Annotated in this window: 21 protein-coding genes and 1 pseudogene; 11 read left to right on the top strand and 11 right to left on the bottom strand. The window is 66.2% G+C overall.

From position 1 onward, the window contains the following. Positions 1–33: 33 nt before the first annotated feature. Genes GGR89_RS13165 through GGR89_RS13150 form a run of 4 tightly spaced genes read right to left on the bottom strand, consistent with a single transcriptional unit; the run spans position 34 to position 1,930 of the window. A complete protein-coding gene (locus GGR89_RS13165; RefSeq protein WP_125976623.1) occupies positions 34–1,086 on the bottom strand; it encodes a ribonucleotide-diphosphate reductase subunit beta in 1,053 nt (350 codons plus the stop codon). An 18-nt stretch (positions 1,087–1,104) separates the two neighbouring features. Continuing rightward, positions 1,105–1,377: a hypothetical protein gene (locus tag GGR89_RS13160; RefSeq protein ID WP_125976624.1), complete on the bottom strand. Its 273-nt coding sequence runs from the start codon at positions 1,375–1,377 to the stop codon at positions 1,105–1,107. After that, positions 1,374–1,598, bottom strand: a complete 225-nt coding sequence (locus GGR89_RS13155; RefSeq protein WP_125976625.1) for a hypothetical protein — start codon at positions 1,596–1,598, stop codon at positions 1,374–1,376. Before GGR89_RS13155 ends, GGR89_RS13160 begins: the two co-directional genes overlap by 4 nt. Next, positions 1,595–1,930, bottom strand: coding sequence for a hypothetical protein (locus GGR89_RS13150; RefSeq protein WP_125976626.1), 336 nt, complete (start codon positions 1,928–1,930; stop codon positions 1,595–1,597). Before GGR89_RS13150 ends, GGR89_RS13155 begins: the two co-directional genes overlap by 4 nt. 98 nt (positions 1,931–2,028) lie before the next feature. On the opposite strand from GGR89_RS13150, the gene GGR89_RS13145 reads away from it, so the two are divergent. Beyond that, on the top strand, positions 2,029–2,292 hold the full coding sequence (locus GGR89_RS13145; protein ID WP_125976627.1) for a DUF2171 domain-containing protein: 264 nt from the start codon (positions 2,029–2,031) through the stop codon (positions 2,290–2,292). Positions 2,293–2,418: 126 nt separating this feature from the next. On the opposite strand, the gene GGR89_RS13140 is transcribed toward GGR89_RS13145, so the two are convergent. Both GGR89_RS13140 and GGR89_RS13135 read right to left on the bottom strand, forming a co-directional pair. Continuing rightward, positions 2,419–4,308: a ribonucleoside-diphosphate reductase subunit alpha gene (locus GGR89_RS13140; protein WP_125976628.1), complete on the bottom strand. Its 1,890-nt coding sequence runs from the start codon at positions 4,306–4,308 to the stop codon at positions 2,419–2,421. A gap of 435 nt (positions 4,309–4,743) precedes the next feature. Next, on the bottom strand, positions 4,744–5,625 hold the full coding sequence (locus GGR89_RS13135; protein WP_125976629.1) for an AraC family transcriptional regulator: 882 nt from the start codon (positions 5,623–5,625) through the stop codon (positions 4,744–4,746). Positions 5,626–5,787: 162 nt separating this feature from the next. On the opposite strand from GGR89_RS13135, the gene GGR89_RS13130 reads away from it, so the two are divergent. Then, on the top strand, positions 5,788–7,335 hold the full coding sequence (locus tag GGR89_RS13130; protein ID WP_125976660.1) for an amidase: 1,548 nt from the start codon (positions 5,788–5,790) through the stop codon (positions 7,333–7,335). A gap of 65 nt (positions 7,336–7,400) precedes the next feature. Here GGR89_RS13130 and gpmA read toward each other — a convergent pair whose 3' ends face one another. Beyond that, a complete protein-coding gene (gpmA, locus tag GGR89_RS13125; protein WP_125976630.1) occupies positions 7,401–8,087 on the bottom strand; it encodes a 2,3-diphosphoglycerate-dependent phosphoglycerate mutase in 687 nt (228 codons plus the stop codon). Between the two features lie 76 nt (positions 8,088–8,163). On the opposite strand from gpmA, the gene GGR89_RS13120 reads away from it, so the two are divergent. Then, positions 8,164–8,889, top strand: coding sequence for a dienelactone hydrolase family protein (locus GGR89_RS13120; RefSeq protein WP_125976631.1), 726 nt, complete (start codon positions 8,164–8,166; stop codon positions 8,887–8,889). Between the two features lies 1 nt (position 8,890). Beyond that, positions 8,891–9,994 (top strand): FUSC family protein, encoded by a 1,104-nt coding sequence (locus tag GGR89_RS13115; RefSeq protein ID WP_241213122.1) that lies wholly within the window; start codon positions 8,891–8,893, stop codon positions 9,992–9,994. A 20-nt stretch (positions 9,995–10,014) separates the two neighbouring features. Here GGR89_RS13115 and GGR89_RS13110 read toward each other — a convergent pair whose 3' ends face one another. The 4 genes from GGR89_RS13110 to ligA form a co-directional block, all read right to left on the bottom strand. Next, positions 10,015–10,818 (bottom strand): LytR/AlgR family response regulator transcription factor, encoded by an 804-nt coding sequence (locus GGR89_RS13110; RefSeq protein ID WP_125976632.1) that lies wholly within the window; start codon positions 10,816–10,818, stop codon positions 10,015–10,017. Then, positions 10,815–11,954, bottom strand: coding sequence for a sensor histidine kinase (locus tag GGR89_RS13105; protein ID WP_183049293.1), 1,140 nt, complete (start codon positions 11,952–11,954; stop codon positions 10,815–10,817). The genes GGR89_RS13110 and GGR89_RS13105 overlap by 4 nt, the downstream gene beginning before the upstream one ends. A gap of 92 nt (positions 11,955–12,046) precedes the next feature. Then, positions 12,047–15,304, bottom strand: a complete 3,258-nt coding sequence (locus tag GGR89_RS13100; protein WP_125976633.1) for a TonB-dependent receptor — start codon at positions 15,302–15,304, stop codon at positions 12,047–12,049. Positions 15,305–15,450: 146 nt separating this feature from the next. Then, positions 15,451–17,577 carry an NAD-dependent DNA ligase LigA gene (gene ligA, locus GGR89_RS13095; RefSeq protein WP_126000652.1) on the bottom strand — a complete coding sequence of 709 codons (2,127 nt, stop codon included), beginning with the start codon at positions 17,575–17,577 and terminating at the stop codon, positions 15,451–15,453. 64 nt (positions 17,578–17,641) lie between these two features. Here ligA and GGR89_RS13090 point away from each other — a divergent pair. The 7 genes and pseudogenes from GGR89_RS13090 (at position 17,642) to GGR89_RS13060 (ending at position 23,043) form a co-directional block, all read left to right on the top strand. Beyond that, a pseudogene (locus GGR89_RS13090) lies at positions 17,642–18,804 on the top strand (MBL fold metallo-hydrolase). Positions 18,805–18,855: 51 nt separating this feature from the next. Next, positions 18,856–19,311, top strand: coding sequence for a hypothetical protein (locus GGR89_RS13085; RefSeq protein WP_125976635.1), 456 nt, complete (start codon positions 18,856–18,858; stop codon positions 19,309–19,311). Between the two features lie 63 nt (positions 19,312–19,374). Continuing rightward, the gene (uvrB, locus tag GGR89_RS13080) at positions 19,375–21,570 is read left to right on the top strand and encodes an excinuclease ABC subunit UvrB (RefSeq protein WP_125976636.1); all 2,196 of its coding nucleotides are present in this window, start codon (positions 19,375–19,377) and stop codon (positions 21,568–21,570) included. Between the two features lie 81 nt (positions 21,571–21,651). Next, a complete protein-coding gene (locus GGR89_RS13075) occupies positions 21,652–21,906 on the top strand; it encodes a type II toxin-antitoxin system HicA family toxin (protein WP_125976637.1) in 255 nt (84 codons plus the stop codon). Continuing rightward, the gene (locus GGR89_RS13070) at positions 21,903–22,136 is read left to right on the top strand and encodes a type II toxin-antitoxin system HicB family antitoxin (RefSeq protein ID WP_125976638.1); all 234 of its coding nucleotides are present in this window, start codon (positions 21,903–21,905) and stop codon (positions 22,134–22,136) included. The genes GGR89_RS13075 and GGR89_RS13070 overlap by 4 nt, the downstream gene beginning before the upstream one ends. Then, positions 22,114–22,428 carry a HigA family addiction module antitoxin gene (locus GGR89_RS13065; RefSeq protein WP_125976639.1) on the top strand — a complete coding sequence of 105 codons (315 nt, stop codon included), beginning with the start codon at positions 22,114–22,116 and terminating at the stop codon, positions 22,426–22,428. Before GGR89_RS13070 ends, GGR89_RS13065 begins: the two co-directional genes overlap by 23 nt. A gap of 90 nt (positions 22,429–22,518) precedes the next feature. Beyond that, positions 22,519–23,043, top strand: coding sequence for a hypothetical protein (locus GGR89_RS13060; protein ID WP_125976640.1), 525 nt, complete (start codon positions 22,519–22,521; stop codon positions 23,041–23,043). Positions 23,044–23,460: the final 417 nt, after the last annotated feature.

Genomic DNA, 23,460 nt, shown 5'->3' with positions numbered 1-23,460 from the left:
CCGCAAGCGGGAGGGGAGTTTAGAGTGCCGGGCTTACTCCGCCGCGATTCCCGCCTTGGCGAACATGTCGCCTTCGATCGCGTCTTCGTTGGCGATCGTGCTGGTCTTGGCCTGGCGACGCTTGTCGAAGCTGTCCCACACCTCGTTCCACTGGCCGCGCGTCGCCGCCTTCGAATATTCGGTCGCGCGCGTCTCGAAGAAATTGGCGTGTTCGACGCCGTTGAGCAGCGGAGCGAGCCAGGGCAGGGGGTGCTCGTCGATCATATAGATCGGCTTGAGGCCCAGCTGCCCCAGCCGCCAGTCGGCGATGAAGCGGACATATTTCTTGATGTCCTTGGGCGTCATGCCGTTCACCGGGCCCATCTCGAACACCAGGTCGATGAATGCGTCCTCGATGCGGACGGTCTTCTGGCACATGTCCAGAATGTCGTCGCGCACGCTCGGGGTCATGCAGTTCCGTTCCTTGCAGAAGGTGTGGAACAGCTTGATGATGCCCTCGCAGTGCAGGCTCTCGTCGCGGATCGACCAGGTGACGATCTGGCCCATGCCCTTCATCTTGTTGAAGCGCGGGAAGTTCATCAGCATCGCGAAGCTGGCGAACAGCTGCAGCCCCTCGGTGAAGCCGCCGAACATCGCCAGCGTCTTGGCGATATCCTCATCGCTGTCGACGCCGAAGGTGGCGAGATAGTCGTGCTTGTCCTTCATCTCCTTATACTGGAGGAAGGCGCTGTACTCGGTCTCGGGCATGCCGATCGTGTCGAGCAGGTGGCTGTACGCCGCGATGTGCACCGTCTCCATGTTGGAGAAGGCGGTGAGCATCATCTTGATCTCGGTCGGCTTGAACACGCGGCCATATTTCTCGTGGTAGCAATCCTGCACTTCCACATCGGCCTGGGTGAAGAAGCGGAAGATTTGCGTCAGCAGGTTGCGCTCGTGATCGGTCAGCTTCTGCGCCCAGTCGCGGCAATCCTCGCCCAGCGGCACTTCTTCCGGCAGCCAGTGAACCTGCTGCTGGCGCTTCCAATATTCATAGGCCCAGGGATATTCGAAGGGCTTGTAGGTCTTGCGGGCTTCGAGAAGCGACATCGGGGTACTCCGGCAGGATTAGAATCTGATGGTCTGAATGCCGTCAACAGGGCCGAAAAGACCGAAGCAGAGGGCAGCGAAAAGCAATAGGAATATGGGCGCGGCGATCATCTGAAGCAGGCCTATTCGGCGGATCTGCGCGATGCTCAGTTCAGATCCGCCGACGTTATTGCCGAACAGTTTTTTTCCGGCCCAAGGGTTCTCGGATTTCGTCGCAAAGCGCAGGCCATTCAGGAAAGCGCCGACGCATATCAATGTGGTGATCAACAAAAATAGACGTCCGTCGATCATAGCGTGCTCCTCGTGGCACTCGCAAAGGCCAGCGCGAAGCCGGTGAGGAACAGGCCGAGCGCGACCAGCATCATGCCGCCGATCCGCAGCGCGTAGGTCGCCGGCTCGCTGGCTTTGACGCGCAGCAGCCGCCGCGCCACTGAAGGGCGGAGGAGGACGATCAGTCCTGCCGTGCCCGAGGCGATGCCGAGGCCGGCCTGGAGGGCGAGCGTGCGCGTCATTGGTCGATCACCCGTCCGCGGACGGTCTTCATGCCGTCGCGCACGACGATGCGTTCGCGATAGACGACCTTGCGGCCACCCTGCGCGCCGACGCCGAGGAACACCACGCCGATGAAGAAGCCGAAATCATACCAGCCGCCATTGTTCGGCACCGCATAGACCGCGACGTCGGGCAAGATCAGCGACAGCCCCCACGCCACGGGAAAGATGAAGCCGTGCCACAGCCCGAGCAGGAAGCCCGGCGCCTGCGGTGCCACGGCGCTCGGCACCTGGTGCGCGCAGGCGGCGAGCAGGGCGAGGGCGGCAAGGGCAAAGGCGGCGCGGATCTTCATGCAGCTATCCCTGCGTATGGCAGACGCGCCCGAGGCCCGCGTGCATCGTTTCGCGACCGCGTGCGTTCGGTGCGCGAACCCCAAGCAGGAGAAGACCCATGGCAGATCTGAGCGCAATCCAGGAGCATATGGAAGTCATCGGCGCCGACGGCGTCCATGTCGGGACCGTCGACCATGTCGATGGCGACCGCATCAAGCTGACCAAGAAGGACTCGGCGGCCCAGGTCGAAGGTGCCACCGGCAGCCATGAAGGGCACCATCATTATATCCCCGGCGGCCTGGTCGCCGAAGTCGAGGGCGACAAGGTGCGCCTCTCGGCCAACGCCGACGTCGCGGTCGAGCTGTTCGAAGAAGAGGCGTAATGTCGCGGGCGGTGAGGAGGCATATGCCTTCCTCACCGCTTCCTCTCGTGCCTCAGCACGCGCCTTTGCCTCTCCCGAGACGGGAGAGGAGGGCATGAGGGTGGACCGCCGCTGCATCGCCAGGGTTCACTGGCAGGCCAAGCATTCGTCGTAATCGGTCGACTCGCCCAGATCGAACTTGGGCTTCTCGATCGTGTTGTCGGCCTCGACCCCGCCCGCGAAGCCGGCGCGCTGCACCGACTTGGAGCGCAGATAGTAGAGCGACTTGATGCCCAGCTCCCAGGCGCGGAAGTGGAGCATCAGCAGGTCCCACTTTTCCACGTCCGCCGGGATGAACAGGTTGAGCGACTGCGCCTGGTCGATGAACGGCGCGCGATCGCCCGCCAGCTCCAGGATCCAGCGCTGGTCGATCTCGAAGCTGGTCTTGTACGTGTCCTTCTCTTCCTGGGTAAGGAAGTCGAGGTGCTGGACCGAGCCGCCCTGCTCGAGAATCGAGTTCCACACCGCGTCGGAATTCTTCGACTTCTCCTTGAGCAGCTTCTCCAGATACGGATTGCGCACCGAGAAGGAGCCGCTGAGCGTCTTGTGGGTGTAGATATTGGCCGGGATCGGCTCGATGCAGGCGCTGGTGCCGCCGCAGATGATCGAGATCGACGCGGTCGGCGCGATCGCCATCTTGCAGCTGAACCGCTCCATCACGCCCATGTCGGCCGCGTCCGGGCAGGGGCCGCGTTCGACCGCTAGCGCCATCGAGGCTTCGTTCACCTGCGCGCTGACATGCTTGAAGATGCGGAGATTCCAGCTCTTCGCCATCGCGCCTTCGAACGGAATGCCGCGGGCCTGGAGGAAGCTGTGGAAGCCCATCACGCCGAGGCCGACCGAGCGCTCGCGCGCCGCCGAATAGCGGGCGCGGGCCATCTCGTCGGGCGCGCGCTCGATATAGTCGGTTAGCACATTGTCGAGGAAGCGCATCACGTCCTCGATGAAGCGCTTGTCCTTGTTCCACTCGTCCCAGGTCTCGAGATTGAGCGAGGAGAGGCAGCACACCGCGGTGCGATCATTGCCCAGGTGGTCGCGGCCGGTGGGCAGCGTGATCTCCGAGCACAGGTTCGAAGTCGAGACCTTGAGGCCAAGGTCGCGGTGGTGCTTGGGCATGGTCGAGTTCACGTGATCCGAGAACACGATGTACGGCTCGCCGGTGGCGAGGCGGGTTTCGACCAGCTTCTGGAACAGCGCGCGCGCATCGACGGTCGCGCGGACCGAGCCGTCCTTCGGGCTCTTCAGCTGCCATTCGGCGCCGTCGCGCACCGCTTCCATGAACGCGTCGGGGATCAGCACGCCGTGGTGCAGGTTGAGCGCCTTGCGGTTGAAGTCGCCCGAGGGTTTCCGGATCTCGAGGAACTCCTCGATCTCGGGGTGCGAGATGTCGAGATAGCAGGCGGCCGAGCCGCGGCGCAGCGAGCCCTGCGAGATCGCGAGCGTCAGCGAATCCATCACGCGGACGAAGGGGATGATGCCGCTGGTCTTGCCATTGAGGCCCACCGGTTCGCCGATGCCGCGCACGCTGCCCCAATAGGTCCCGATGCCGCCGCCGCGCGAGGCGAGCCAGACATTTTCGTTCCAGGTCTGGACGATGCCGTCGAGGCTGTCCGGCACCGAGTTGAGGTAGCAGCTGATCGGCAGGCCGCGGCCCGTGCCGCCGTTCGACAGCACCGGGGTCGCCGGCATGAACCACAGCTTGGAGATATAGTCGTACAGTCGCTGCGCGTGCGCCTGGTCGTCGGCATAGGCCGAGGCGACGCGAACGAACAGGTCCTGGTAGCTTTCGCCGGGGAGCAGATAGCGGTCCTTCAGCGTTTCCTTGCCGAAATCGGTGAGCAGCGCGTCGCGCGCATGATCGACCTCGACCGGATAGGGCTGCGGCACGATCGCCTTGCTGTCGAGCGCCTTGCTGGCGGTGGCGGCTTCGATGGTGGCGGTCTCGTTCACGCTGGTCTCACTATCTCTGAATTCCATACCTCGGACCCCTGTCTTCTGCATACGCAACAACCGACTCGGGGCACGGTAGCAATCGTAGCACCAGCCGGATTTGCGCGAGAACAAAAAGTGTCCATCGGCCCGGCAGCCGGCACGAGTCTACCCCAGTCGCATATGGCTATGCGAACGTTGGGTTACCAGTGCTTGGGCTTGCCCCTTGGTGCGACCACTACAGATTGTGCCAATCCGAGTCCGGGCACAAGAGCGGAAATCACCGAGGATTGCAACGGCTCGTCGCTGAAATGACTCGGCTCGTGGCAGGGCTAACGGCCGCTTCATGTCGCGACGCGCGGACTTCCCTGGCCTTTCAAAAAGGCAAGGGAACGAACATGGAACTGCAAATAAATTTTGGGGGATGAATCACCGCCGCCACAACCACTGGTGGTCGCGGCGGCGCACGCTGCACCATGGGGGCTATTTGAGCGGCAGATAGAGTTCGGTCACCGCCTCGTGCTCGGGCACATCGGGGAAGAAGGCGACCCGTCTCGCGAAGAGGGGAAAGTCGCCGGGTTCCTCGCCGCTTTCCGGCAGCCATGCGCGGTAGAGGAACAGCGCGGCGGGCTCGAGATCGTCGGCCTGCCCCGCCACCCGCAGCATCGCGCAGCGGCCGGCCGGGATCAGGCCGGGCTCGATGCCATGCACGGGGTCGGCCACGGGATGCGCGGTGCCGGCGCAGAGGTCGAGGCGATAGTCTTCGGTCGGGGTGGTGCGCGGATCGGTGTGGAAGATGGTGTAGGTGGCGCTCGCCGGCGGCCGGTGGCCGCTGGTCTTGCGCCAGGCGATGAAGCGGCGGATCGTGTCGCCGAGACGGGCGGGGTCGCCGCGGTGGGTCAGGAACGCCACCGGGGTGGCGGGGAAGTCGAGCGTCGTCACGTCGGCACCGGTGAATCGGGTCTGCATCGTCTGGCTCCTTGCTTGGGTGAGCGGCGCGAGCGCCGCGTGCCAGGGGTGCCAGTCCGGCGCCGCGCGGAACTGCGACGGCGCCTGGCCGAAGCGCTGGCGGAAGGCCCGGGCGAACGCCTCGGGCGCTTCATAGCCGGCATCGAGCGCGATGCCGATGATCGGCTCCCCCGGCCGATAGGCGAGGCGATAGGATGCCCGTTTCATCCGCACGAGCTGGACGTAGCGATGCACCGACAGCCCGAACAGCGCGCTGAACTGGCGGTGGAAATGATGCTTCGAAAACGCCGCGACGCCCGCCAGCGTCTCCAGGTCGAGATCCTCCCCGGCATGCGCGTCGACATGGTCGAGCACGCGCAGCATCCGGGCATGGTAGCGGGCGAGCGGCGTCTGCATCTTTTCCTCCGTGGCGACGCCTTCCTATGCGGCAGGGGTGCAGCCTGCCCGACCGATCTTGCCCAATTGTCCATCGGGGCAGGATTGCGCTTGGTCCGGCACAGGCTAGGCTGACCGCGAAGCAGACAAAAGGGGGATGCGATGCGGGCTTGGGGTGTGGCGATGCTGGCGCTGGCGGCGACGAACCCGGCGATCGCGCAGGTCCGGGTGGAAGAGGTGCCGGCCACGAAGATCGCCGCCGATCTCGCCTTGGGCAAGGCCAGCAGCGCGGCGGTGACCGCCGCCTATCTCGCGCGCATCGCGGCGATGGACCCGAAGGGCCCGACGCTGCGCGCGGTGATCGCGGTGAGCCCCGATGCGCTCGCCCAGGCCCGCGCCAGCGATGCGCGGCGCAAGGCGGGGAGGGCGCTTGGCCCGCTGGACGGCGTGCCGGTGCTGATCAAGGACAATATCGAGACGCGCGAACTGCCGACCACCGCCGGCAGCCTCGCGCTCAAGGACAATCGCACTGGCCGCGACGCGCCGGTGGTGGCGCAGCTTCGCGCGGCGGGCGCGGTGATCCTCGGCAAGACCAATCTCAGCGAATGGGCTAATATCCGCTCCGACCATTCGATGAGCGGGTGGAGCGCGGTCGGCGGCCTGGTGCGCAACCCCTATGCGCTCGATCGCACCGCCTGCGGCTCGTCGAGCGGATCGGGCGCAGCGGCGGCGGCGAGCCTCGCGGCGCTGGCGGTGGGTACCGAGACCGATGGCTCGGTGGTCTGCCCCTCGGCGATGAACGGGCTGGTCGGCCTCAAGCCGACGCTGGGGCTGGTGAGCCGCACCCATGTCGTGCCGATCAGCCACAGCCAGGACACGCCGGGGCCGATGGGCCGCAGCGTCGCCGATGTCGCGCTGCTCTTCTCGGCGATGGTCGGCGAGGATCCCGCCGATCCGGCGACCAAGGGCGCCAATGCCTATCGCAAGGACTATGCGGCCGGCTTGGCCGCCGATGCGCTGAAGGGGATGCGGATCGGCTATTGGCGGCCAGACATGGCCGACGATCTCGCCGCCCGCTTCGACAAGGCGCTTGATGCGCTGCGCGCGGCGGGGGCGACGCTGGTTGAGGTGAAGCTGCCCAAGCTCGATGGGCTGGGCGAGGCCGAAGGGCTGGTACTCTATACCGAGCTCAAGGCCGATCTCGCCGCCTATCTGGCGACCACCCCGGCAACGGTGAAGGTCCGGACGCTGGCCGACGCGATCGCCTACAACCAGGCGCATTCGGGCGAGGAGATGGCCTTCTTCGGCCAGGAAACCTTCCTCAAGGCCGAGGCGACCAAGGGCCTCGACGATCCCGACTACAAGGCGGCGCGCGCCAAGTCGCAGCGGCTGGCGGGGCCGGAGGGGATCGATGCGATGCTCAAGGCGGCAGGCGCGGAGGTGCTGGTGACGCCTACCTATGGCACGCCGTGGCTGAGCGATCCGGCGCATGGCGACCAGTTCGTGGGCCCCTCCGCGAGCGAGCTGCCGGCGGTGTCCGGCTATCCGCACCTCACGGTGCCGATGGGGCTGGTGAACGGGCTGCCGGCCGGGCTGTCGTTCATCGGGACGGCCTATGCGGACGGGCTGCTGCTGCGCGCGGGTTATGCCTATGAGCAGGCGAGCAAGGCGCGGGTTGCGCCGCAGTACCGGGCGACGATCCCGGCGGATCTCGGGCCGCGCGGGCGGTGAGCTAAGCCCCTCCTGCTTCTATACTCCCCTCCCGCAAGCGGGAGGGGATTTTAAGTGAGGAGCGATCAGCGCTCGCTCAGATAGTAGCGCTCTACTTCCTTCAGCTCGTCGTCGAGCTGGTACACGATCGGCTGGCCGGTCGGGATCTCCAGGCTGACGATATCCTCGTCGGCGATGCCCGACAGATGCTTCACCAGCGCGCGCAGCGAGTTGCCGTGCGCTGCAATCAGCACGCGCTTGCCGGCCTTTAGCTCCGGCGCGATGCGCTGCTCCCAATAGGGCAGCACGCGCGCGATCGTGTCCTTCAGGCTTTCGGTCTGCGGGATCGGGATGCCGGCATAGCGCGGGTCCCTGGTCAGGTCCCAGGGCGAGTTTGCTTCGGGAAGCGGCGGCGGCACGTCGAAGCTGCGGCGCCAGATCTTGACCTGTTCGTCGCCGTGCTTGGCCGCGGTCTCAGCCTTGTCGAGGCCGGTCAGCCCGCCATAATGCCGCTCGTTTAGGCGCCAGTCCTTTTCCTCGGGCAGCCAGAGGCGGTCCATCGCCTCCAGCGCCAGGTGCAGCGTCTTTATCGCGCGGCTCTGGAAGCTGGTGAAGCAGAGGTCGAAGTCGAGGCCCTTATCCTTCATCAGCGTGCCGGCGGCGGTCGCCTCGCGCACGCCCTGTTCGGTCAGGTCGACGTCCCACCAGCCGGTGAAGCGGTTTTCCAGGTTCCAGGCCGACTGGCCGTGGCGGATCAGGACGAGGGTGGGCATGGGTTGGCTCCTTGTAACTGCGCGCCGCCGTCCTTAGCGAATGAGGCGACAGGGACAAGCGCAGGAGACGACGAGCATGGCATTGGTTCGACAGACGCTGGTCTATCAGGGCCCGGGCGGCCCGTTCGAGGGCGTGGCGGCATGGGACGATGCGGTTTCGGGCCCGCGAGCGGGGGTGCTGGTGCTGCCCAACGTGCTCGGCGCCAAGGACGCCGATGTCGAAAAGGCCGAGGATCTCGCGCAGCTGGGCTATGTCGCGCTGGTCGCCGATGTCTATGGCCAGGGCAAGCGCACCGCGATGAGCGATCCCGCCTATGCCCGCTACATGGACGAACTCAACGCCGATCGCGCGCTGCTGCGCGATCGGCTGGCGGCCTCGCTCGACGCGCTGGCCGGGCTGGCGCCGGTCGATCGGGACCGGTTGGCGGCGATCGGCTTCTGCTTCGGCGGCAAATGCGTGCTCGACATGGCGCGCGCGGGGCTGCCGATCCTGGGCGGCGTCTCGTTCCACGGCGTCTATGACCGGCCGAACCTGCCGGAAGCGGCGCCGATCACCGCCAAGCTGCTGATCTGCCATGGCTGGGACGATCCGCTGTGCCCGCCCGACGCCACGGTGGGGCTGGCGGAGGAACTGACCGCGCGCGGCGCCGACTGGCAGCTCCACGCCTATGGCCATGCCGGCCACGCCTTCACCGATCGGAGCCGCGTCCAGAGCAAGAACCCGGCGATCGCGTTCGAGCCCAAGGCCGATCACCGCAGCTGGCAGGCGATGACCACTTTCCTCGCCGAGCTGTTCGGATGAGATGAACCGCCTGCGCGCCGCCTGGACCACCATGTTGGGGCACATCACGCCCCGCACCATCGACGCCGTCGAGTGCGTCGTCTCGGTGCTGCTGGCGATCCTCGTCGCGCATGCGATCGGCGGCGACAACGTCGCCTGGGCGGCGTTCGCCGGATACATGGTGATGCGCGGCCGCGCCGGCGAAACGGTGGTGCGGGGGCTGTTGCGGATCGTCGGCACCGTCACGGGCGGTGCGCTGGCGCTGGTGCTGGCCCCGCTGGTCGCGAGCGACTGGGTGGGCAGCGCCATCGCGATGCTGGCGGTGGGCACGCTGAGCCTCTACCGCGCGCTCACTGCCCGCCGCGCCTATGCCTGGCTGTTCTTCGGCCTCACCTTTGCGATGGTGCTGCTCGACAAGATCGACGCGCCGGACACCGCGCTCGGCCAGTTCGTCGAGACGCGCATCCTTGAGACGGTGGCGGGCACGCTCGCCTGCATGGCCGTCAGCATCGCCTCGGCGCTGACCGTGCGGCGGCGCTGGCCGGCCGCGCCGACTCCGCCGCCGGTGGTGGCGCTGTGGCATCCCGCGGCCTTCTATCACGCCGTGCAGGCAGGCGTCGCGCTGGCGCTGCTGGTCGGCGTGGCGCGCGCCGTCGCATTGCCTGCGCTGGCGCAGAGCGCGGTGGGCGTGATGGCGGTGATGCTGGTGCCGGTGCACGGGCTCGGCGCGGGCGGGCTGGTGCCGGTGAGCGCGCGGCTGGCGCAGCGCTTCCTCGGCTGCCTCGCCGGTGCGGCGTTATCGGCCTTGTGCCTGTTCCTCGCCCAGGGCCATGCGCCGGTGCTGGTCGCGGGCACGGTCGTCGGCGTGGCGATCGGGCGGGGAATCGAGAACGGGCCGCACAGCTATCGCTATGTCGGCACGCAATTCACCTTGGCGGTGCTGGTGATGCTGGTGCCCGACAATTATGCCGATGGCGACGTGCTGCCGGGTATCGAGCGGCTGGTCGCGGTGCTGATCGGCATGGCGATCCTCGAGCCGGTGCTGCTCGCCGGGCATTGGCTGGCACCGCGCTACGCCTCGGCCGAACCCGCCGATCGGGGGCAGGACGAGCCGGGCGGCGTATAAGGGGCCGCCCGGTCGGTGCCTCAGTGGACGAAGCGCGCCACCACGTCGCGGTAGGAGCGCGACACCTTCACCTGCGCGCCCGAGTTGAGCACCAGGAAGCATTCGCCATTGGTGTGCGGCTTCACCTGACGGACCAGGTCGAGATTGACGATGGTCGAGCGGTGGACGCGCTGGAAGCGGCGCGGATCGAGCCGCTTCTCCAGATCCTTCATCGTCTCGCGCAGGATCAGCGTGTTGTCGCCGGTATAGATGCACATGTAATCGCCGGCGGCGTCGATCCGCTCGATCGTGTCGACGTCGACGCGGAAGATCTGGCCGCGATCCTTGATGTTGATCAGCTTCTCGAAGCGGCTGGAGGCCGGCTCGGTGCCGTCACCGGTGGCGATGTCGTCCACCGCATCCGGCGCCACTTCGGCGAGCACTTCCTTCAGCTTTTCCACTTCCTCCACGCCGCGCTTCTCGGTGAGGCGCTGGCGGACGCGGTCGAGCGTGTCGGCGAGCCGCGAGGGCTCCACCGGCTTCATGAGATAGTCCACTGCCTGCGCCTCGAAGGCGCGGATGGCATGGTCTGAATAGGCGGTGACGAAGACGAACAGCGGCGGCTCGACTTCCATCAGCCCCTGGATCACCGAGAACCCGTCGAACCCCGGCATCTGGATGTCGAGAAAAACGAGGTCTGGCTTGTGCGTCTTGATTGATCGGATGGCTTCGCGGCCATTGGAGCATTTGTCGATGATTTCGACATCCTCATGCTCCTGCAGCCGGAGCTCGAGCCCCTGAATCGCCAGGGATTCGTCGTCAACGAGGATGGTACGGATGGTCATGCGGCCTCTCGGTTCGGTTCCTCTAGCTGGAACGGTATTTCGATCTCAACGCTGAAACCTTCCCCAGGTTTCGTTCGCGTCTCGAAACGATGGTCAGGCCCGAAAGCCTGAACCAGCCGTTCCCGAATATTGGCGAGCCCCACGCCGGTAGAGAGCGTCGGCCGTGGACGCGCTTCGATCAATCCCGGACCCGTATCGGACACGGCGATCTGCACCCTATCGCCGGTGAGCCGAGCCGAAACGATGATGTCGGCGCCGTCCTCCTGTGTGCTGACGGCATATTTGATCGCGTTTTCGACCAGCGGCTGGAGCAGCAGCGACGGCAGCCGGCCCTTGGCGACGCGCGGATCGAGATCGAAATGCATCCGCAGCCGTTCGTCGAAGCGCATCTTCTCGATCTCGAGGTAGAGCTTCAGCGTCTCGATCTCCTGCGCCAGCGTGACGTGCGCGGTCGGCTCGTTGGCTAGCGTGTAGCGCAGGAAGGAGGAAAGGCGCGACAGCATGATGTTCGCCTTTTCGGTCTGCTTGAGCAGCACCAGCGTCGAGATCGAATTGAGCGTGTTGAACAGGAAATGCGGGTTGAGCTGGTAGCGCAGCATCGCCAACTGGGCGCTGGAGGCCTGGTTCTCCAGGATCTGCATCTGGTCGATCTGCTGCTCGACGATCAGGTAGAAATTGATCCCGAAATAGAGCGCCGACCAGCCCGCCAGCACCGTGAAGGTGAGGAAGCTGTAGCCGATCACGCGGGCGACGGTGATCCCGGCCTCGGCTGCGGTGAACGAATAGGTGAAGGCCTCCAGCACCGCATAGATCAGCGTCGCGGCCCCCAGCGTGGCGAGGGTTAGCAGCACTGCCGGGATGCGCGGCAGCCGGCGGTAGAAACCGTAGAGCGCGGAGAGCAGCAGCGTCAGGCAATAGCCGACGATCGCCTCGATGATCGCCTTGATCAGCCCCTCGACCGAAAATCCGTTCGAGATCGAAGATACCGAGCGCAGCAGCAGATAGCCGCTCCAGCCGGTCGCCTGGAGAATCCAGAAGGCCCGGCCCTTGTCTTCGAAGAAGGGACGCGAAAACAGATCGGGCTTGGAAAGGCCCAAGGTCCGGGTGTTGGTCTGCGGAAGCGAAGTCTTTGCCACGCTGCGCCTGTACCATCGGGACGGCGAGGGGGCAAAAAAAATGCCGGGCGCTTGGGGAGCGCCCGGCATTTCGAAAGGGTCGGTCGTGCCGCTTAGAAGGTGAAGCGGGCGCCGACGCGGATGGCGTAGAACGAGCCGTTGAAGTTGACGGCAGAGTCGTTCGGCGCCTGGTAGCTGGAATACTGGTACTTGGCGCAGCCATTGGCCGGGTTGGCCGCCGTGCCGATCGCGGTGCCTGCCGGCACCACCGCGCCCGCGGCGGTGACGCAGTTCACCGTCACGACCGAGGCCGCGTACGGGAAGCCGAACTGGCGCAGGCCGCCCCAGTTCTTGTTCAGCAGGTTCGGCAGGTTGTTGATGTCAGCGAACACCGACAGACGCGAACGGCCCACGAAGGTCGGGATTTCCTGCTCGAGGTGGATGTCGATCTGCGTGAAGGCGCGGTTGCGGGCGATGTTCTTCGGCGCGATCTGGCCGCGATAGTTCTTCAGCGCGCTGTTGTTGATCAGTGCTTCCAGCGCATTCTTGGTCGCGTCGCTGTCGTACTGGACGATCGCGTCGGTTCCCGCCTTCGGCACGTACAGCAGGTTGGTGTTGGTGGTGCCGCCGGTGAGGACGGTGCCGAACACGTCGGTGCGGTTCGCCGCCGAGTCGCGCATCGTGTAGCTGTACGGACGTCCCGCGCGGGTTTCGCCGAACAGCTGGATCACGGTGCGATAGTCGCCGAAGAAGGCGTGATCGAAGCCGATGTTATACTTGTACGCCCACTTGATCTGATCGCTGGAGGTGCCGAGGACCGGGAAGTTCGGATCGGCGAAGAACTGGTTGCGATAGTTCGAGTTGATCGTCGACGACGTGGCGTTGCCGACGTCGCGGACGTCCTGCAGCGTGTAGCTGCCGCCGAACGACAGGCCCCAGTCGAACTTCTTGTCGAAGCGGATCACGCCGATGTGCGAGCGGCCCTTGTGCGCGCTGGTGACCAGGATGTCGTAGTTGTTGTCGGAGAAGCCGAGCAGGCCGTTGTAGCGCGGACGGCCGTCCGGCAGCGTGCCGACCACCACCGAGCGCGCATCGACGAACACCGGCGTGTCGAGCGTGTTCGAGTAGTAATAGTCGGCGCCGAAGTTGAAGCCCCACAGGTTCAGGTCACCCGACAGCGTCGCCTTGAGCGAACGCGGCAGGTGGAAGCCCGGAGCGATCGCGCCGGTGTTGGTGCGCGGCAGCGAGGTGCTGCCCGTCACGTTGGACGCGGCGGCGATCAGCGCAGCCGGGGCCTTGCCGGTGACGTTGTTGAGCGCGATGTCGCAGAGCGAGCCCGCGGTGTTGCAGGACGCGTCGCGCTGAATGGTCAGCGAGTTGGTGGTGATGGTGTTCGAGAAGCTGTTCGACAGATAGATGTCGGGCGAACCGCCGCCGAAGATGCCCGCGCCGCCGCGGAAGCTGTAAGGCTTGGCAGCCGGCTTGTACTCGAAGCTCAGGCGCGGCTCGAACTGGTCGAGACCCTTGTAGGTCTTGAGATTGGAGAAGCCGTAGCGCTGGGTGAAGTAGGGATTCAGCGTCGGTACGTCGCGCATGCCGTACATGGTGTAGCGCATACCCGCAGTGACGCGGAGTGCATCCGTCACCTGCCAGTCATCCTGTGCGCCCAGCGTATAGGCGGTGTAGTGGAAATCCGCTGCGGCGCTGCTGCCGCCGCCGATGATGCCCGCATAGGTCACGCTGTTCGCACGACGCGCCTGGAAGTCGGCAATCGAGTCGAAATACCAGCTGCCCAGGCTGTTCTGCACGAAGTTGTTGAACGTGCGGTTCTGGGTGACGTCGATCAGTGCGCGGATTTCGTGGTTGCCGGTCTGGTAGCGGGTCGCGAACGAGCCGGCCCAGGTGTCGTAGAACAGCTCGTTGGTCTGCCGCGAATTGTCCGGGCCGAAATACACGGTCGGAATGCCGCTACCGCAGGCAGTGGCCGACGATGCAGCGGTGGACACCGCGTCGTCGCACACGCCCAGCTGGCCGTTCGGACGGCCGCCGAACGGCTCCTGGCCGCGGCGGGTCCAGCGGTAGATCAGGCGCGCTTCGGTCGAGAAATTGCTGGTCCAGTCGGAGTTCAGCTGGAGGATGCCGGCGCGGAGCAGCTCGCTCAGCGCATAGGCATTGGTGCTGAGGCCGTAGGTCGTGCTCGAGGTGCTGGTGTTGTTCTGGCTGCCCTGCACGTTGTACGAATTGACGTACGAGAAGGACAGCTTCTGGCCCGTCGTGACGTTCCAGTCGATACGGCCGACGATCTTCTCGTCCTTGCGGTCGTTGATCGACAGCGCGGTGCCCGGTTCGATGCTGTAGCTGTTCTTGGCGATCGCGCTGATGTCGTTGATCGCGGTGGTGAGGAGGGCCGGGTTCGGGTACGACGAGACCTGGGTCGAATAGGGCCGCGGATCGGTGTTGCGCTCACCCGAGACCATGAAGAACAGGCGATCCTTGAGGATCGGGCCGCTCAGCGTGGCGCCATAGGTTTCCGACTTGAACTTCGGGCGGTTGAAGACGGTGTTACCGATCTTCGTGCCACTCAGGCCGTCGGTATTCTGCGAGTAGAAGCCGGTGCCGTGGAACTCGTTGGTGCCCGACTTGAGCACGGTGTCGATCGCACCGCCTTGGAAGCCGCTCTGGCGGAAGTCATAGGGGGCGACCGAGACGGAGACCTGGGCGAGCGCGTCGAAGGGCACCGGGCCGCGGATGTTCGGGCTGGCGTCCTGGTTGAGGCCGAAGGTGTCGCCGACGGTCACGCCGTTGATGGTGAAGCGGTTGAAGCGCGGGTTGACGCCGGCGAACGAAATCGCGCCGCCACGGTCACCGTTGTTCGAGATGTCGGCCGCAGCGAACGGGTCGCGGCGCTGGATGTCGCGGATGTCGCGGTTGACCGAGGCGACCTTGCCGATCTGCACCGCGTCGAGGACGGTCGACGGACCGTTCGAGGTGATGCCGGCGCCCTTGATGGTCGAGGCGGTGACGACGATCTCGCTGCCGGTGTCGGCGCTCAGCTCGATCGGCAGCGCATAGGCCTGCTGGACGAGGGTGTAGATGTCGGTGACGGTCTGGTTGCCGGCCGAGCTCGTCACTTCCACCGTGTAGGGGCCACCCGTGCGGAGACCGGCGACGGTGAAGTTGCCCTGCGCGTCGGTCTTCGCCTGCGAACGCGTGCCCGACGGCACGTGGATGGTGACGATGGTCGCATCGGCAACCGGCGCGCCGTTGGCGGTCACCGTGCCGCGAATCGTCGAGGTCGTTTCCTGCGCGTGTGCTGCAACCGGAATGAGCAGCGCGGCAGCGGCCACGCCTGCAAGATAGTGCGTTCGCATCGAGAGTTCCCTTTTTTAGCCTGTGGCTACCAGTCGTGGCGCTTTGCACGCCATCTGTCTGGTTGCCCCCCTGCTTGGCTTTGATTGCGGAATTGTGACAGTCAATATGTGTGCAACGTTCCACTATGGTGCGTTGCAAAAAGGCATCACTCGGAAGCGCTTACGATTGCCAGCCAATCGCTCTCGCTGATCACCCGGATTCCGAGATCCGCAGCCTTTTTGAGCTTCGATCCGGCGCCCGGCCCGGCGATCACCATGTCCGTCTTCGCGGATACCGATCCCGAAACGCGCGCACCCAGCCGCTCGGCCTGCGCCTTGGCCTCGTCGCGGCTCACCGCTTCCAGCGTGCCGGTGAAGACTAGCGTCTTGCCGGTCACCTCCGAGTCGCGCGATTCGACCACGAAGGGCGGCGGCGACACTTCGCGGAGCAGGTCGGCCCAGACTGCCCGGTTGTGCGGCTCATGGAAGAAGTCCGCCAGCGCATGGCCGACGGCGGCACCGACATTCTCGACGCCGATCCGTTCGGCCATCGCCTTGTCGAGTCGCGTGCGGTGCTTCGCCTCGGTTTCGCCAAGCTGGAGCGGCGTGGCCTCGCGCAGCGCGATCAGCTCGTCGGCCAGCGCCTCCAACGCCGGGAGGGTGACATAGCGCTTGAGCAGGTCGCGCGCGGTGATCGCGCCGATGTGGCGGATACCGAGGCCGAACAGCAGCCGCGCCGCGTCGGGCGCGCGCTTCGCCTCGATCGCGGCGAGCAGGCCGTCGACCGACTTTTCCTGCCAGCCTTCGCGGCCGAGCAGTGCGTCGCGATGCTGCGCCAGGCGGAAGATGTCGGCCGGCTCGGCGATCCAGCCCAGGTCGAGCAGCTCGATCAGCGTCTTCTCGCCCAGCCCGTCGATATCGAGTGCGCCGCGACTGACGAAATGCTTCAAGCGCTCCAGCCGCTGCGCCGGGCAGATCAACCCGCCGGTGCAGCGGACATCGACTTCGCCTTCCTCGGCCACCGCTTCGGACTCGCAGATCGGGCAGTGGGTGGGGAAGTGCCACTCGGCGCGCGGCTCGTCGCGGGTGAGGTTCTCGACGATCTGCGGGATCACGTCGCCGGCCCGCTGGAGCACGACGCGGTCGCCCGGGCGGACGCCCAGGCGCGCGATCTCGTCGGCATTGTGCAGCGTCGCGTTGCTGACGACGACGCCGCCCACCGTCACTGGCTCCAGCCGCGCGACCGGTGTGAGCTTGCCGGTGCGGCCGACCTGGATGTCGATCGCCTGGAGCGTGGTCTGCGCGCGCTCGGCGGGGAATTTGTGCGCAAGGCCCCAGCGCGGGGCACGGCCGACATAGCCGAGCCGTTCCTGCCAATCGAGCCGGTCGACCTTGTAGACCACGCCGTCGATGTCGAACGGCAAATCGGCGCGGCGGGTCTCGATCGCGCGATACTGGGCGAGGGCATCCGCCAGCGCGGGCGCGCGGACGAACAGGTCGGAGACCGGGAAGCCCCAGGCGCGGATGCGGTCGATCGCCTCGTACTGCTTGACGGCGAGCGGTTCGCTCAGCTCGCCCCAGCCCCAGGCGAGGAAGCGCAGCGGTCGCGTCGCGGTGACGGCGGCGTCCTTCTGGCGCAGCGAGCCGGCAGCGGCATTGCGCGGGTTGGCGAACTGCCGGGCTTCCTTGCCGGTCTCCTCGGCTTCGAGCAGCAGCCGCGCGTTGAGCGCCGCGAAATCGGCCTTGGCCATATAGACTTCGCCGCGCACCTCGCAGACCGGCGGTGCGCCTTCGATCCGGTGGGGGATGTCGGCGATGGTGCGGACATTGGGGGTCACGTCCTCGCCGATCCGGCCGTCGCCGCGGGTGAGGGCCTGCACCAGCACCCCGTCCTCGTAGCGCAGCGAGCAGGACAGGCCGTCGATCTTGGGCTCGGCGGTGAGTTCGACGGGCGCATCGTCGGCCAGCTTGAGGAAACGGCGCACGCGGCCGAGAAAGTCGGCCACGTCCTCGTCGGCAAAGCCATTGTCCAGACTGAACATCTGCCGCGCATGTGCCACCTTGGCGAGCGGTCCCGAAGGCGTGGCGCCGATCTGGCGCGAGGGCGAATCGGCGCGCACCAGCTCGGGGAAGGCGGCTTCGATCTCGGCGTTGCGGCGGACCAGCGCATCGAAGTCCGCGTCGCTGATCTCGGGCGCGTCGGCATCGTGATAGCGGCGATTATGGTGCGCGATCTCGGCGGCGAGCTTCTCGAGCTCGGCGGCGGCTTCCTCTTGCGTGCGGGGCAGCGTCATGGCGCCCGCGCTAGGGGATCGGGGCGGTTGATCGCAAGGGGCTTTGCGGCCATCACCCGCGGCCATGCGTATTGCGACCATGGCCAAGGCACTTGTCGGACTCTTGCTCTGGATCGTGGTGGCGCTGTGCCTGTTCCTGACATTGGTACCTCCCTTCCTCGATCGCACTTATTATCGGGGCCCGGAGACCGCGCATTTCGACGGGGCGCGCTTTGCCAACCCCGATGGCGACAGCGCGCCGGTCCCAGCGACGGGCTTCGCGTTTCTCGTGCAGCGCTTCCTGAGCATGACCCAACAGCCGCCCTGGCCTGCCAGCGTGCCGGTCACCCCGGGGCTTCCGCCGGCGCGGGTGGACGGGCAGGCGATGAAGGTCACCTGGATCGGCCATGCCAGCGTGCTGATCCAGAGCCAGGGTCTGAACATCCTCACCGATCCGGTGTGGAGCGACGTGGCGGGGCCGCTTGGCATCGGGCCCAAGCGGGTGGCGGCACCGGGCGTGCGGCTGGCGGACCTGCCCAGGATCGACCTGATCGTCGTCAGCCACAATCATTACGATCATCTGGACCTCGCGACGCTGAAGACGATCTGGCAGCGTGATCGCCCGCTGATCGTCACCGGGCTCGGCAACGACAGCGTGATCGGGCAGGCGGGGGTGCCGGCGCGCGGGCTGGACTGGGGGCAGCGGCTGACCTTGCGGCCCGGCATCGATGTCGTGGTGACCCGCAACCATCACTGGAGCAGCCGCTGGTTCGCCGATCGCAACCGCGCGCTCTGGTCGAGTTTCGTGGTGACGCTGCCCGGCGGCAACCTGTTCTTTGCCGGCGATACCGGCTGGGGTGACGGGAAGTGGCCCGCCGAAGCCGCCGCACTCGGTCCGGTGCGCTTCGCCGCGCTTCCGATCGGCGCGTTCCGTTTCAAGCCGGGCCAGATGGCAGCCGACGCCCATATCGGCCCGCGCGACGCGATCCGGGTATGGGACGGACTCGGTCGCCCTTGGGCGCTGCCGATCCACTGGGGCACCTTCCGGCTTTCCTGGGAAGCCTATCGCACCCGCCGGACCTGCTCGCGGCGATGCTCCGCTGTGGCGGGACCGGTGCCGATCGCTTCGTCGATCATGCTATCGGCCGCAGCTTCGACGTGCCTGCGATCAGCATGCCACCACCGGCGCCGAGCGACCAGGGCATCGCGACGTGCCGTGCCGAGGGGCGCTTCGACCGCTTCCGCTGAGGTTGAGACGCTTCGCAACCGTTCCTAAGAAGGAGCGAGGGGCGGGGACGGATGCACGACGATATTGGCGCGGGGCGCCATCTTGAAACGAGCGGCGGGCAGATCGCGAAGGCGCTGGTCGCCGGAAGCGGCCTGGGTGGGCTGCTGATCCTGATGCTGCTGATCGCGGCGGGGCAGCGTGCGCCGCTGGCGCTGCTGGCAGGCTGGGCGATCGGGACTTTGTTCGCCGGACTGGCGCTCGCCGCGGTGGGCGGGCCGATCTGGTTGCTGCTGCATGCGATCGGGCTGCGCCGAGGGCGCTATGCCGCCGGGGTGACGGGATTGCTCGCGCTCGGCCTGTTCGTCGGCGCGCAGAGCGGCGGCGGCCTGTTCAGCCTGGCGCCGATCGACACGCGCAGCTGGCTGCTGGGGCTGGCGTTCAAGCTCGCCCAAGCGATGGCGGTGGCACTGTTCGCGGGCGGCATCGGCCTTGCGATGTGGCGCATCGCGTACCGGCCAACACCCTGATCGCCCAAGTTCTTGGTCGAAAGGCCGCTTTTCAGACGGCGCCCCGCACCCCATATTCCGGCCATGGCGATCCAGATCCGGACCAACCTTGCCGAGCCCGAAACGGGGCAGGCCTTCATCCCCCACCGCCCGCAGCGCCCGGAAAAGGCGGAGGGCGGCAAGAAGTTCAAGCTCGTCTCCGATTACCAGCCCTCGGGCGATCAGCGCTTCGCGATTCCGGAGCTGGTCGAGCAGGCGCTGGCGGGCGAGCGCGACCAGGTGCTGCTCGGCGTCACCGGGTCTGGCAAAACCTATACGATGGCAAAGGTGATCGAGGAACTGCAGCGCCCCGCGCTGATCCTCGCGCCCAACAAGATCCTCGCCGCGCAGCTCTATGGCGAGTTCAAGAGCTTCTTCCCCGAAAACGCGGTCGAATATTTCGTCAGCTATTACGATTACTACCAGCCCGAGGCCTATGTGCCGCGCTCGGACACCTATATCGAGAAGGAGAGCTCGATCAACGAGGCGATCGACCGGATGCGCCACGCCGCGACCCGATCGCTGCTCGAGCGGGACGACGTGATCATCGTCGCCTCGGTCTCGTGCCTCTATGGTATCGGCTCGGTCGAGACCTATTCGGCGATGATCTTCGACCTGAAGAAGGGCCAGGTGGTCGACCAGCGCGAGATCATCCGCAAGCTGGTGGCCCTCCAGTACAAGCGCAACGACGCCGCCTTCGGGCGCGGCGCCTTCCGCGTGCGTGGCGACAACCTCGAGCTGTTCCCCTCGCACTATGAGGATACCGCCTGGCGGATCAGCTTCTTCGGCGACGAGATCGAGGAGATCGTCGAGTTCGATCCGCTGACCGGCAAGAAGGTGGCGAGCCTCGACTATGTCCGCGTCTATGCCAACAGCCACTACGTCACGCCGGGGCCGACGCTGAAGCAGGCGATGGAGGCGATCCGCCACGAGCTGACCGAGCGGCTCAAGGAACTGGAAGCCGAGGGCAAGCTGCTGGAGCTGCAGCGGCTGGAGCAGCGCACCAATTTCGACCTGGAGATGATTGCGGCCACCGGCTCCTGCGCGGGCATCGAGAATTACAGCCGCTTCCTCACCGGCCGCCTGCCCGGCGAACCGCCGCCCACCTTGTTCGAATATCTGCCCGAAAACGCACTGCTCTTCGTCGACGAGAGCCACCAGACGATCGGCCAGATCAACGGCATGTCGCGCGGCGACCACAAGCGCAAATTGACGCTCGCCGAATACGGCTTCCGGCTGCCGAGCGCGATCGACAACCGGCCGCTGCGCTTCAACGAATGGGACGCGATGCGGCCGCAGACCACCTATGTCTCGGCCACCCCCGGCGACTGGGAGATGGAGCGCACCGGCGGCGTGTTCGTCGAGCAGGTGATCCGCCCGACCGGGCTGATCGATCCGCCGGTGGAGATCCGCCCGGTCGAGGAACAGGTGCAGGACCTGATCCAGGAGTGCAAGGCGACCGCGGCCAAGGGCTATCGCACGCTCGTCACCACGCTCACCAAGCGCATGGCCGAGGACCTGACCGAGTACATGCATGAGGCGGGCGTGAAGGTCCGCTACATGCACTCGGACACCGAGACGCTGGAGCGCATCGAACTGATCCGCGACCTGCGCATGGGCGTGTACGACGTGCTGATCGGCATCAACCTGCTGCGCGAGGGGCTCGACATCCCCGAATGCGGGCTGGTCGCGATCCTCGATGCCGACAAGGAAGGCTTTCTGCGTTCCGAGACCTCGCTGATCCAAACGATCGGCCGCGCCGCGCGCAACGTCGAGGGGCGGGTGATCCTTTATGCCGATCGCATGACCGGCAGCATGGAACGCGCGCTCGCCGAAACCGGCCGCCGCCGCGAGAAGCAGATGGCGTACAATCTCGAACACGGGATCACGCCGGAGACGGTCAAGAAGAATATCGGCGACATCATCGCCCATGTCGCCTCGAAGGACGGGGTGACGGTGGAGATCGATGCCGACCGCCCGCACATGGTCGGCCACAATCTGCGCGGCTATATCGAAGAACTCGAAAAGAAGATGCGCGACGCGGCGGCGAACCTGGAGTTCGAGGAAGCCGGCCGCCTGCGCGACGAGATCCGCGCGCTGGAAGCGGAGGAACTTGGACTCCCCGAGGGCGAGCGCAAGGCGCCGGTGATGGGGCGGAGCAACGAAGGCAAGCCGGGTACGCGCAAGACGCGGTTCGGCAAGCAGACCAAGACCAAGTTCGGCGGGCCGCGGCGGGGGTAGGGTAGCGAACGGTTTGGCTCTCGCTTTTCGCGCGTGTTCAGCATTATTGAGTGACTCGCCTATTTGACGAGTGAGCGAGCCATGGTCCGCATTTCTAAGCTTTATGCGCAGTTACTCAGCGATCCGCGTGCCGCGCTCGCATTCCGGGACTTCGAGCGCCTGCTGGAGGCGTTCGGCTTCATTCTGGATCGCACCAAGGGCAGCCATCGCCAATATGTCCACCCGGCGGTGCCGTTCGTTTTGACCGTTCAACCCGATGGCAAGGACGCCAAGCGCTATCAGGTGCGCCAGTTTCTTGCTATGGTGGCTGAGTTCGGGCTGAGTATGGAAGAATGAGCGCGCCGCATTATCACATCAATCTTCTATGGTCGGACGAGGATGGGTGCTGGATCGCCGATGTTCCGGACCTGCGTTATTGCACGACGCATGGCGACACGCCCGAACTTGCGCTTGCCAATGTTCGGGAAGCGATCGACGGGTGGATTGAGGCAGCGCGGGCAAACGGGTTGCCGATACCGGAACCGCGCTATCGACCTGCAATCTATGCGGCCCGCTTTGCCGCCTGACTATGGCCGGCTGGACAATGTCCACCCGGGGGACGTCCTGCGTGAGGCGTTTCTCGTCGGCGCCGACCTCCCACTGGTAGAGCTGGCAGCCGGTACCGGTCTCGATCCGGTGAAGCTGGCTGCGGTTGTCGCGGGGGACGCGCCTGTCGATGCCAACGCCGATCTGCGCCTGACGCGCTATCTCCGCATGTCAGAGGGCTTTTTCCTCGGTCTGCAGATGGACTTCGATCTCGAAGAAGCCAGACGCGCCATGAACGGCGCGCTCGATCGGATCGTCCCTCGCGCCGCCTGACGCCCCACGCATCGCCGCCAGCTTGCGTTCCGTCGTGATCGCTGCAGCCGCAGGTTGAGCCGCCCCCCGCACGCGTCCATAAGCCCGGCCATGCGTTTGCTTTCCCTGTTCGCCGGCGTCGGCCTCATCGCGCTCGCCGGCTGCGTGCCCGCTCCCTCCACGCCGCCACCCGCATCTGCGCCCCGGCCGCTGCCTGTGCCTGCACCCGCGCCGCCGCCGCCCGCTCCGACGCGCGGGGCGGACTGGCGTGACTGGCCGCTCACGCCCGGCGACTGGCGCTATCGGGCCGGCAGCGCTACCTACGGCGTCGCTGGTGGCGCGCCGCTCGCCACCCTGCGCTGCGATCTGGCGGCGCGCCGCGTGACGCTGTCGCGTACCGGCAAAGCGCCGACGACGCTTACGCTGCGCACCACCAGCGCCGTGCGGGCCATCCCCGCCACGCCCGACATCGGCGCATCCGGCATGATCGCCATGACCTTTGCGGCGAACGACGGCTTTCTCGACGCGCTTGGCTTCAGCCGCGGGCGGTTCGTGATCGAGGGGGGCGGCCTGCCGGTGCTGGTGATTCCGGCCTGGCCGGAGATCCTGCGGGTGGTGGAGGATTGCCGCAAATAGGCGATGCGGCACATCGCTTCGGCCCAGACGTCCAGAATCGCACCGATAAAAATCTTTTACAAGACTTGTTCTGCGACTCACGGTCATCCTACATGTCAAGTGTGTCGAGAGGCACAGGCTCTTCAACAAGCGAAAGGAGGTGATCCGATGTCTCATGGTTCAGCAGTGAGGTCGGTTCAGTTCGTTCGGGAGACGCGCCGCTGATCCTGCCGCGTGGATGGAAGCCCTCCATCCATAGTGCCGCCGGGAGGTATCCTCCTCCAGCCAACGGTGGCAGTTGCAGGTAATGCGGTCCGCATGGTCTCCCGGGCTGGAGCTCTCCGGCCGCTGACCATGTCGGGGGTCGCCGGGTACCTTGGAGAAGGGCCCGGCGGCCTCTTTCATTTTGGGCCCACCGCGAAAGGGCGCCCAGCCAGG

Origin of the sequence: Sphingomonas trueperi, assembly GCF_011927635.1 — a bacterium.
In the GTDB taxonomy this organism is placed as follows: Bacteria; Pseudomonadota; Alphaproteobacteria; order Sphingomonadales; family Sphingomonadaceae; genus Sphingomonas; species Sphingomonas trueperi.
This window is presented reverse-complemented; position numbering and strand designations above follow the sequence as displayed.

What these genes read in the sequence shown, in the direction of transcription:
- GGR89_RS13135 (WP_125976629.1), bottom strand. Translation starts at nt 5,625, where the DNA reads ATGCAGACGCCGCTCGCCCGCTACCATGCCCGGATGCTGCGCGTGCTC.
- GGR89_RS13130 (WP_125976660.1), top strand. Translation starts at nt 5,788, where the DNA reads ATGCTGGCGCTGGCGGCGACGAACCCGGCGATCGCGCAGGTCCGGGTG.
- GGR89_RS13075 (WP_125976637.1), top strand. Translation starts at nt 21,652, where the DNA reads ATGGTCCGCATTTCTAAGCTTTATGCGCAGTTACTCAGCGATCCGCGT.
- GGR89_RS13110 (WP_125976632.1), bottom strand. Translation starts at nt 10,818, where the DNA reads ATGACCATCCGTACCATCCTCGTTGACGACGAATCCCTGGCGATTCAG.
- GGR89_RS13165 (WP_125976623.1), bottom strand. Translation starts at nt 1,086, where the DNA reads ATGTCGCTTCTCGAAGCCCGCAAGACCTACAAGCCCTTCGAATATCCC.
- GGR89_RS13085 (WP_125976635.1), top strand. Translation starts at nt 18,856, where the DNA reads ATGCACGACGATATTGGCGCGGGGCGCCATCTTGAAACGAGCGGCGGG.
- GGR89_RS13060 (WP_125976640.1), top strand. Translation starts at nt 22,519, where the DNA reads ATGCGTTTGCTTTCCCTGTTCGCCGGCGTCGGCCTCATCGCGCTCGCC.
- uvrB (WP_125976636.1), top strand. Translation starts at nt 19,375, where the DNA reads ATGGCGATCCAGATCCGGACCAACCTTGCCGAGCCCGAAACGGGGCAG.
- gpmA (WP_125976630.1), bottom strand. Translation starts at nt 8,087, where the DNA reads ATGCCCACCCTCGTCCTGATCCGCCACGGCCAGTCGGCCTGGAACCTG.
- GGR89_RS13140 (WP_125976628.1), bottom strand. Translation starts at nt 4,308, where the DNA reads ATGGAATTCAGAGATAGTGAGACCAGCGTGAACGAGACCGCCACCATC.
- GGR89_RS13070 (WP_125976638.1), top strand. Translation starts at nt 21,903, where the DNA reads ATGAGCGCGCCGCATTATCACATCAATCTTCTATGGTCGGACGAGGAT.
- GGR89_RS13120 (WP_125976631.1), top strand. Translation starts at nt 8,164, where the DNA reads ATGGCATTGGTTCGACAGACGCTGGTCTATCAGGGCCCGGGCGGCCCG.
- ligA (WP_126000652.1), bottom strand. Translation starts at nt 17,577, where the DNA reads ATGACGCTGCCCCGCACGCAAGAGGAAGCCGCCGCCGAGCTCGAGAAG.
- GGR89_RS13145 (WP_125976627.1), top strand. Translation starts at nt 2,029, where the DNA reads ATGGCAGATCTGAGCGCAATCCAGGAGCATATGGAAGTCATCGGCGCC.
- GGR89_RS13155 (WP_125976625.1), bottom strand. Translation starts at nt 1,598, where the DNA reads ATGACGCGCACGCTCGCCCTCCAGGCCGGCCTCGGCATCGCCTCGGGC.
- GGR89_RS13100 (WP_125976633.1), bottom strand. Translation starts at nt 15,304, where the DNA reads ATGCGAACGCACTATCTTGCAGGCGTGGCCGCTGCCGCGCTGCTCATT.
- GGR89_RS13160 (WP_125976624.1), bottom strand. Translation starts at nt 1,377, where the DNA reads ATGATCGACGGACGTCTATTTTTGTTGATCACCACATTGATATGCGTC.
- GGR89_RS13115 (WP_241213122.1), top strand. Translation starts at nt 8,891, where the DNA reads ATGAACCGCCTGCGCGCCGCCTGGACCACCATGTTGGGGCACATCACG.
- GGR89_RS13150 (WP_125976626.1), bottom strand. Translation starts at nt 1,930, where the DNA reads ATGAAGATCCGCGCCGCCTTTGCCCTTGCCGCCCTCGCCCTGCTCGCC.
- GGR89_RS13065 (WP_125976639.1), top strand. Translation starts at nt 22,114, where the DNA reads ATGCGGCCCGCTTTGCCGCCTGACTATGGCCGGCTGGACAATGTCCAC.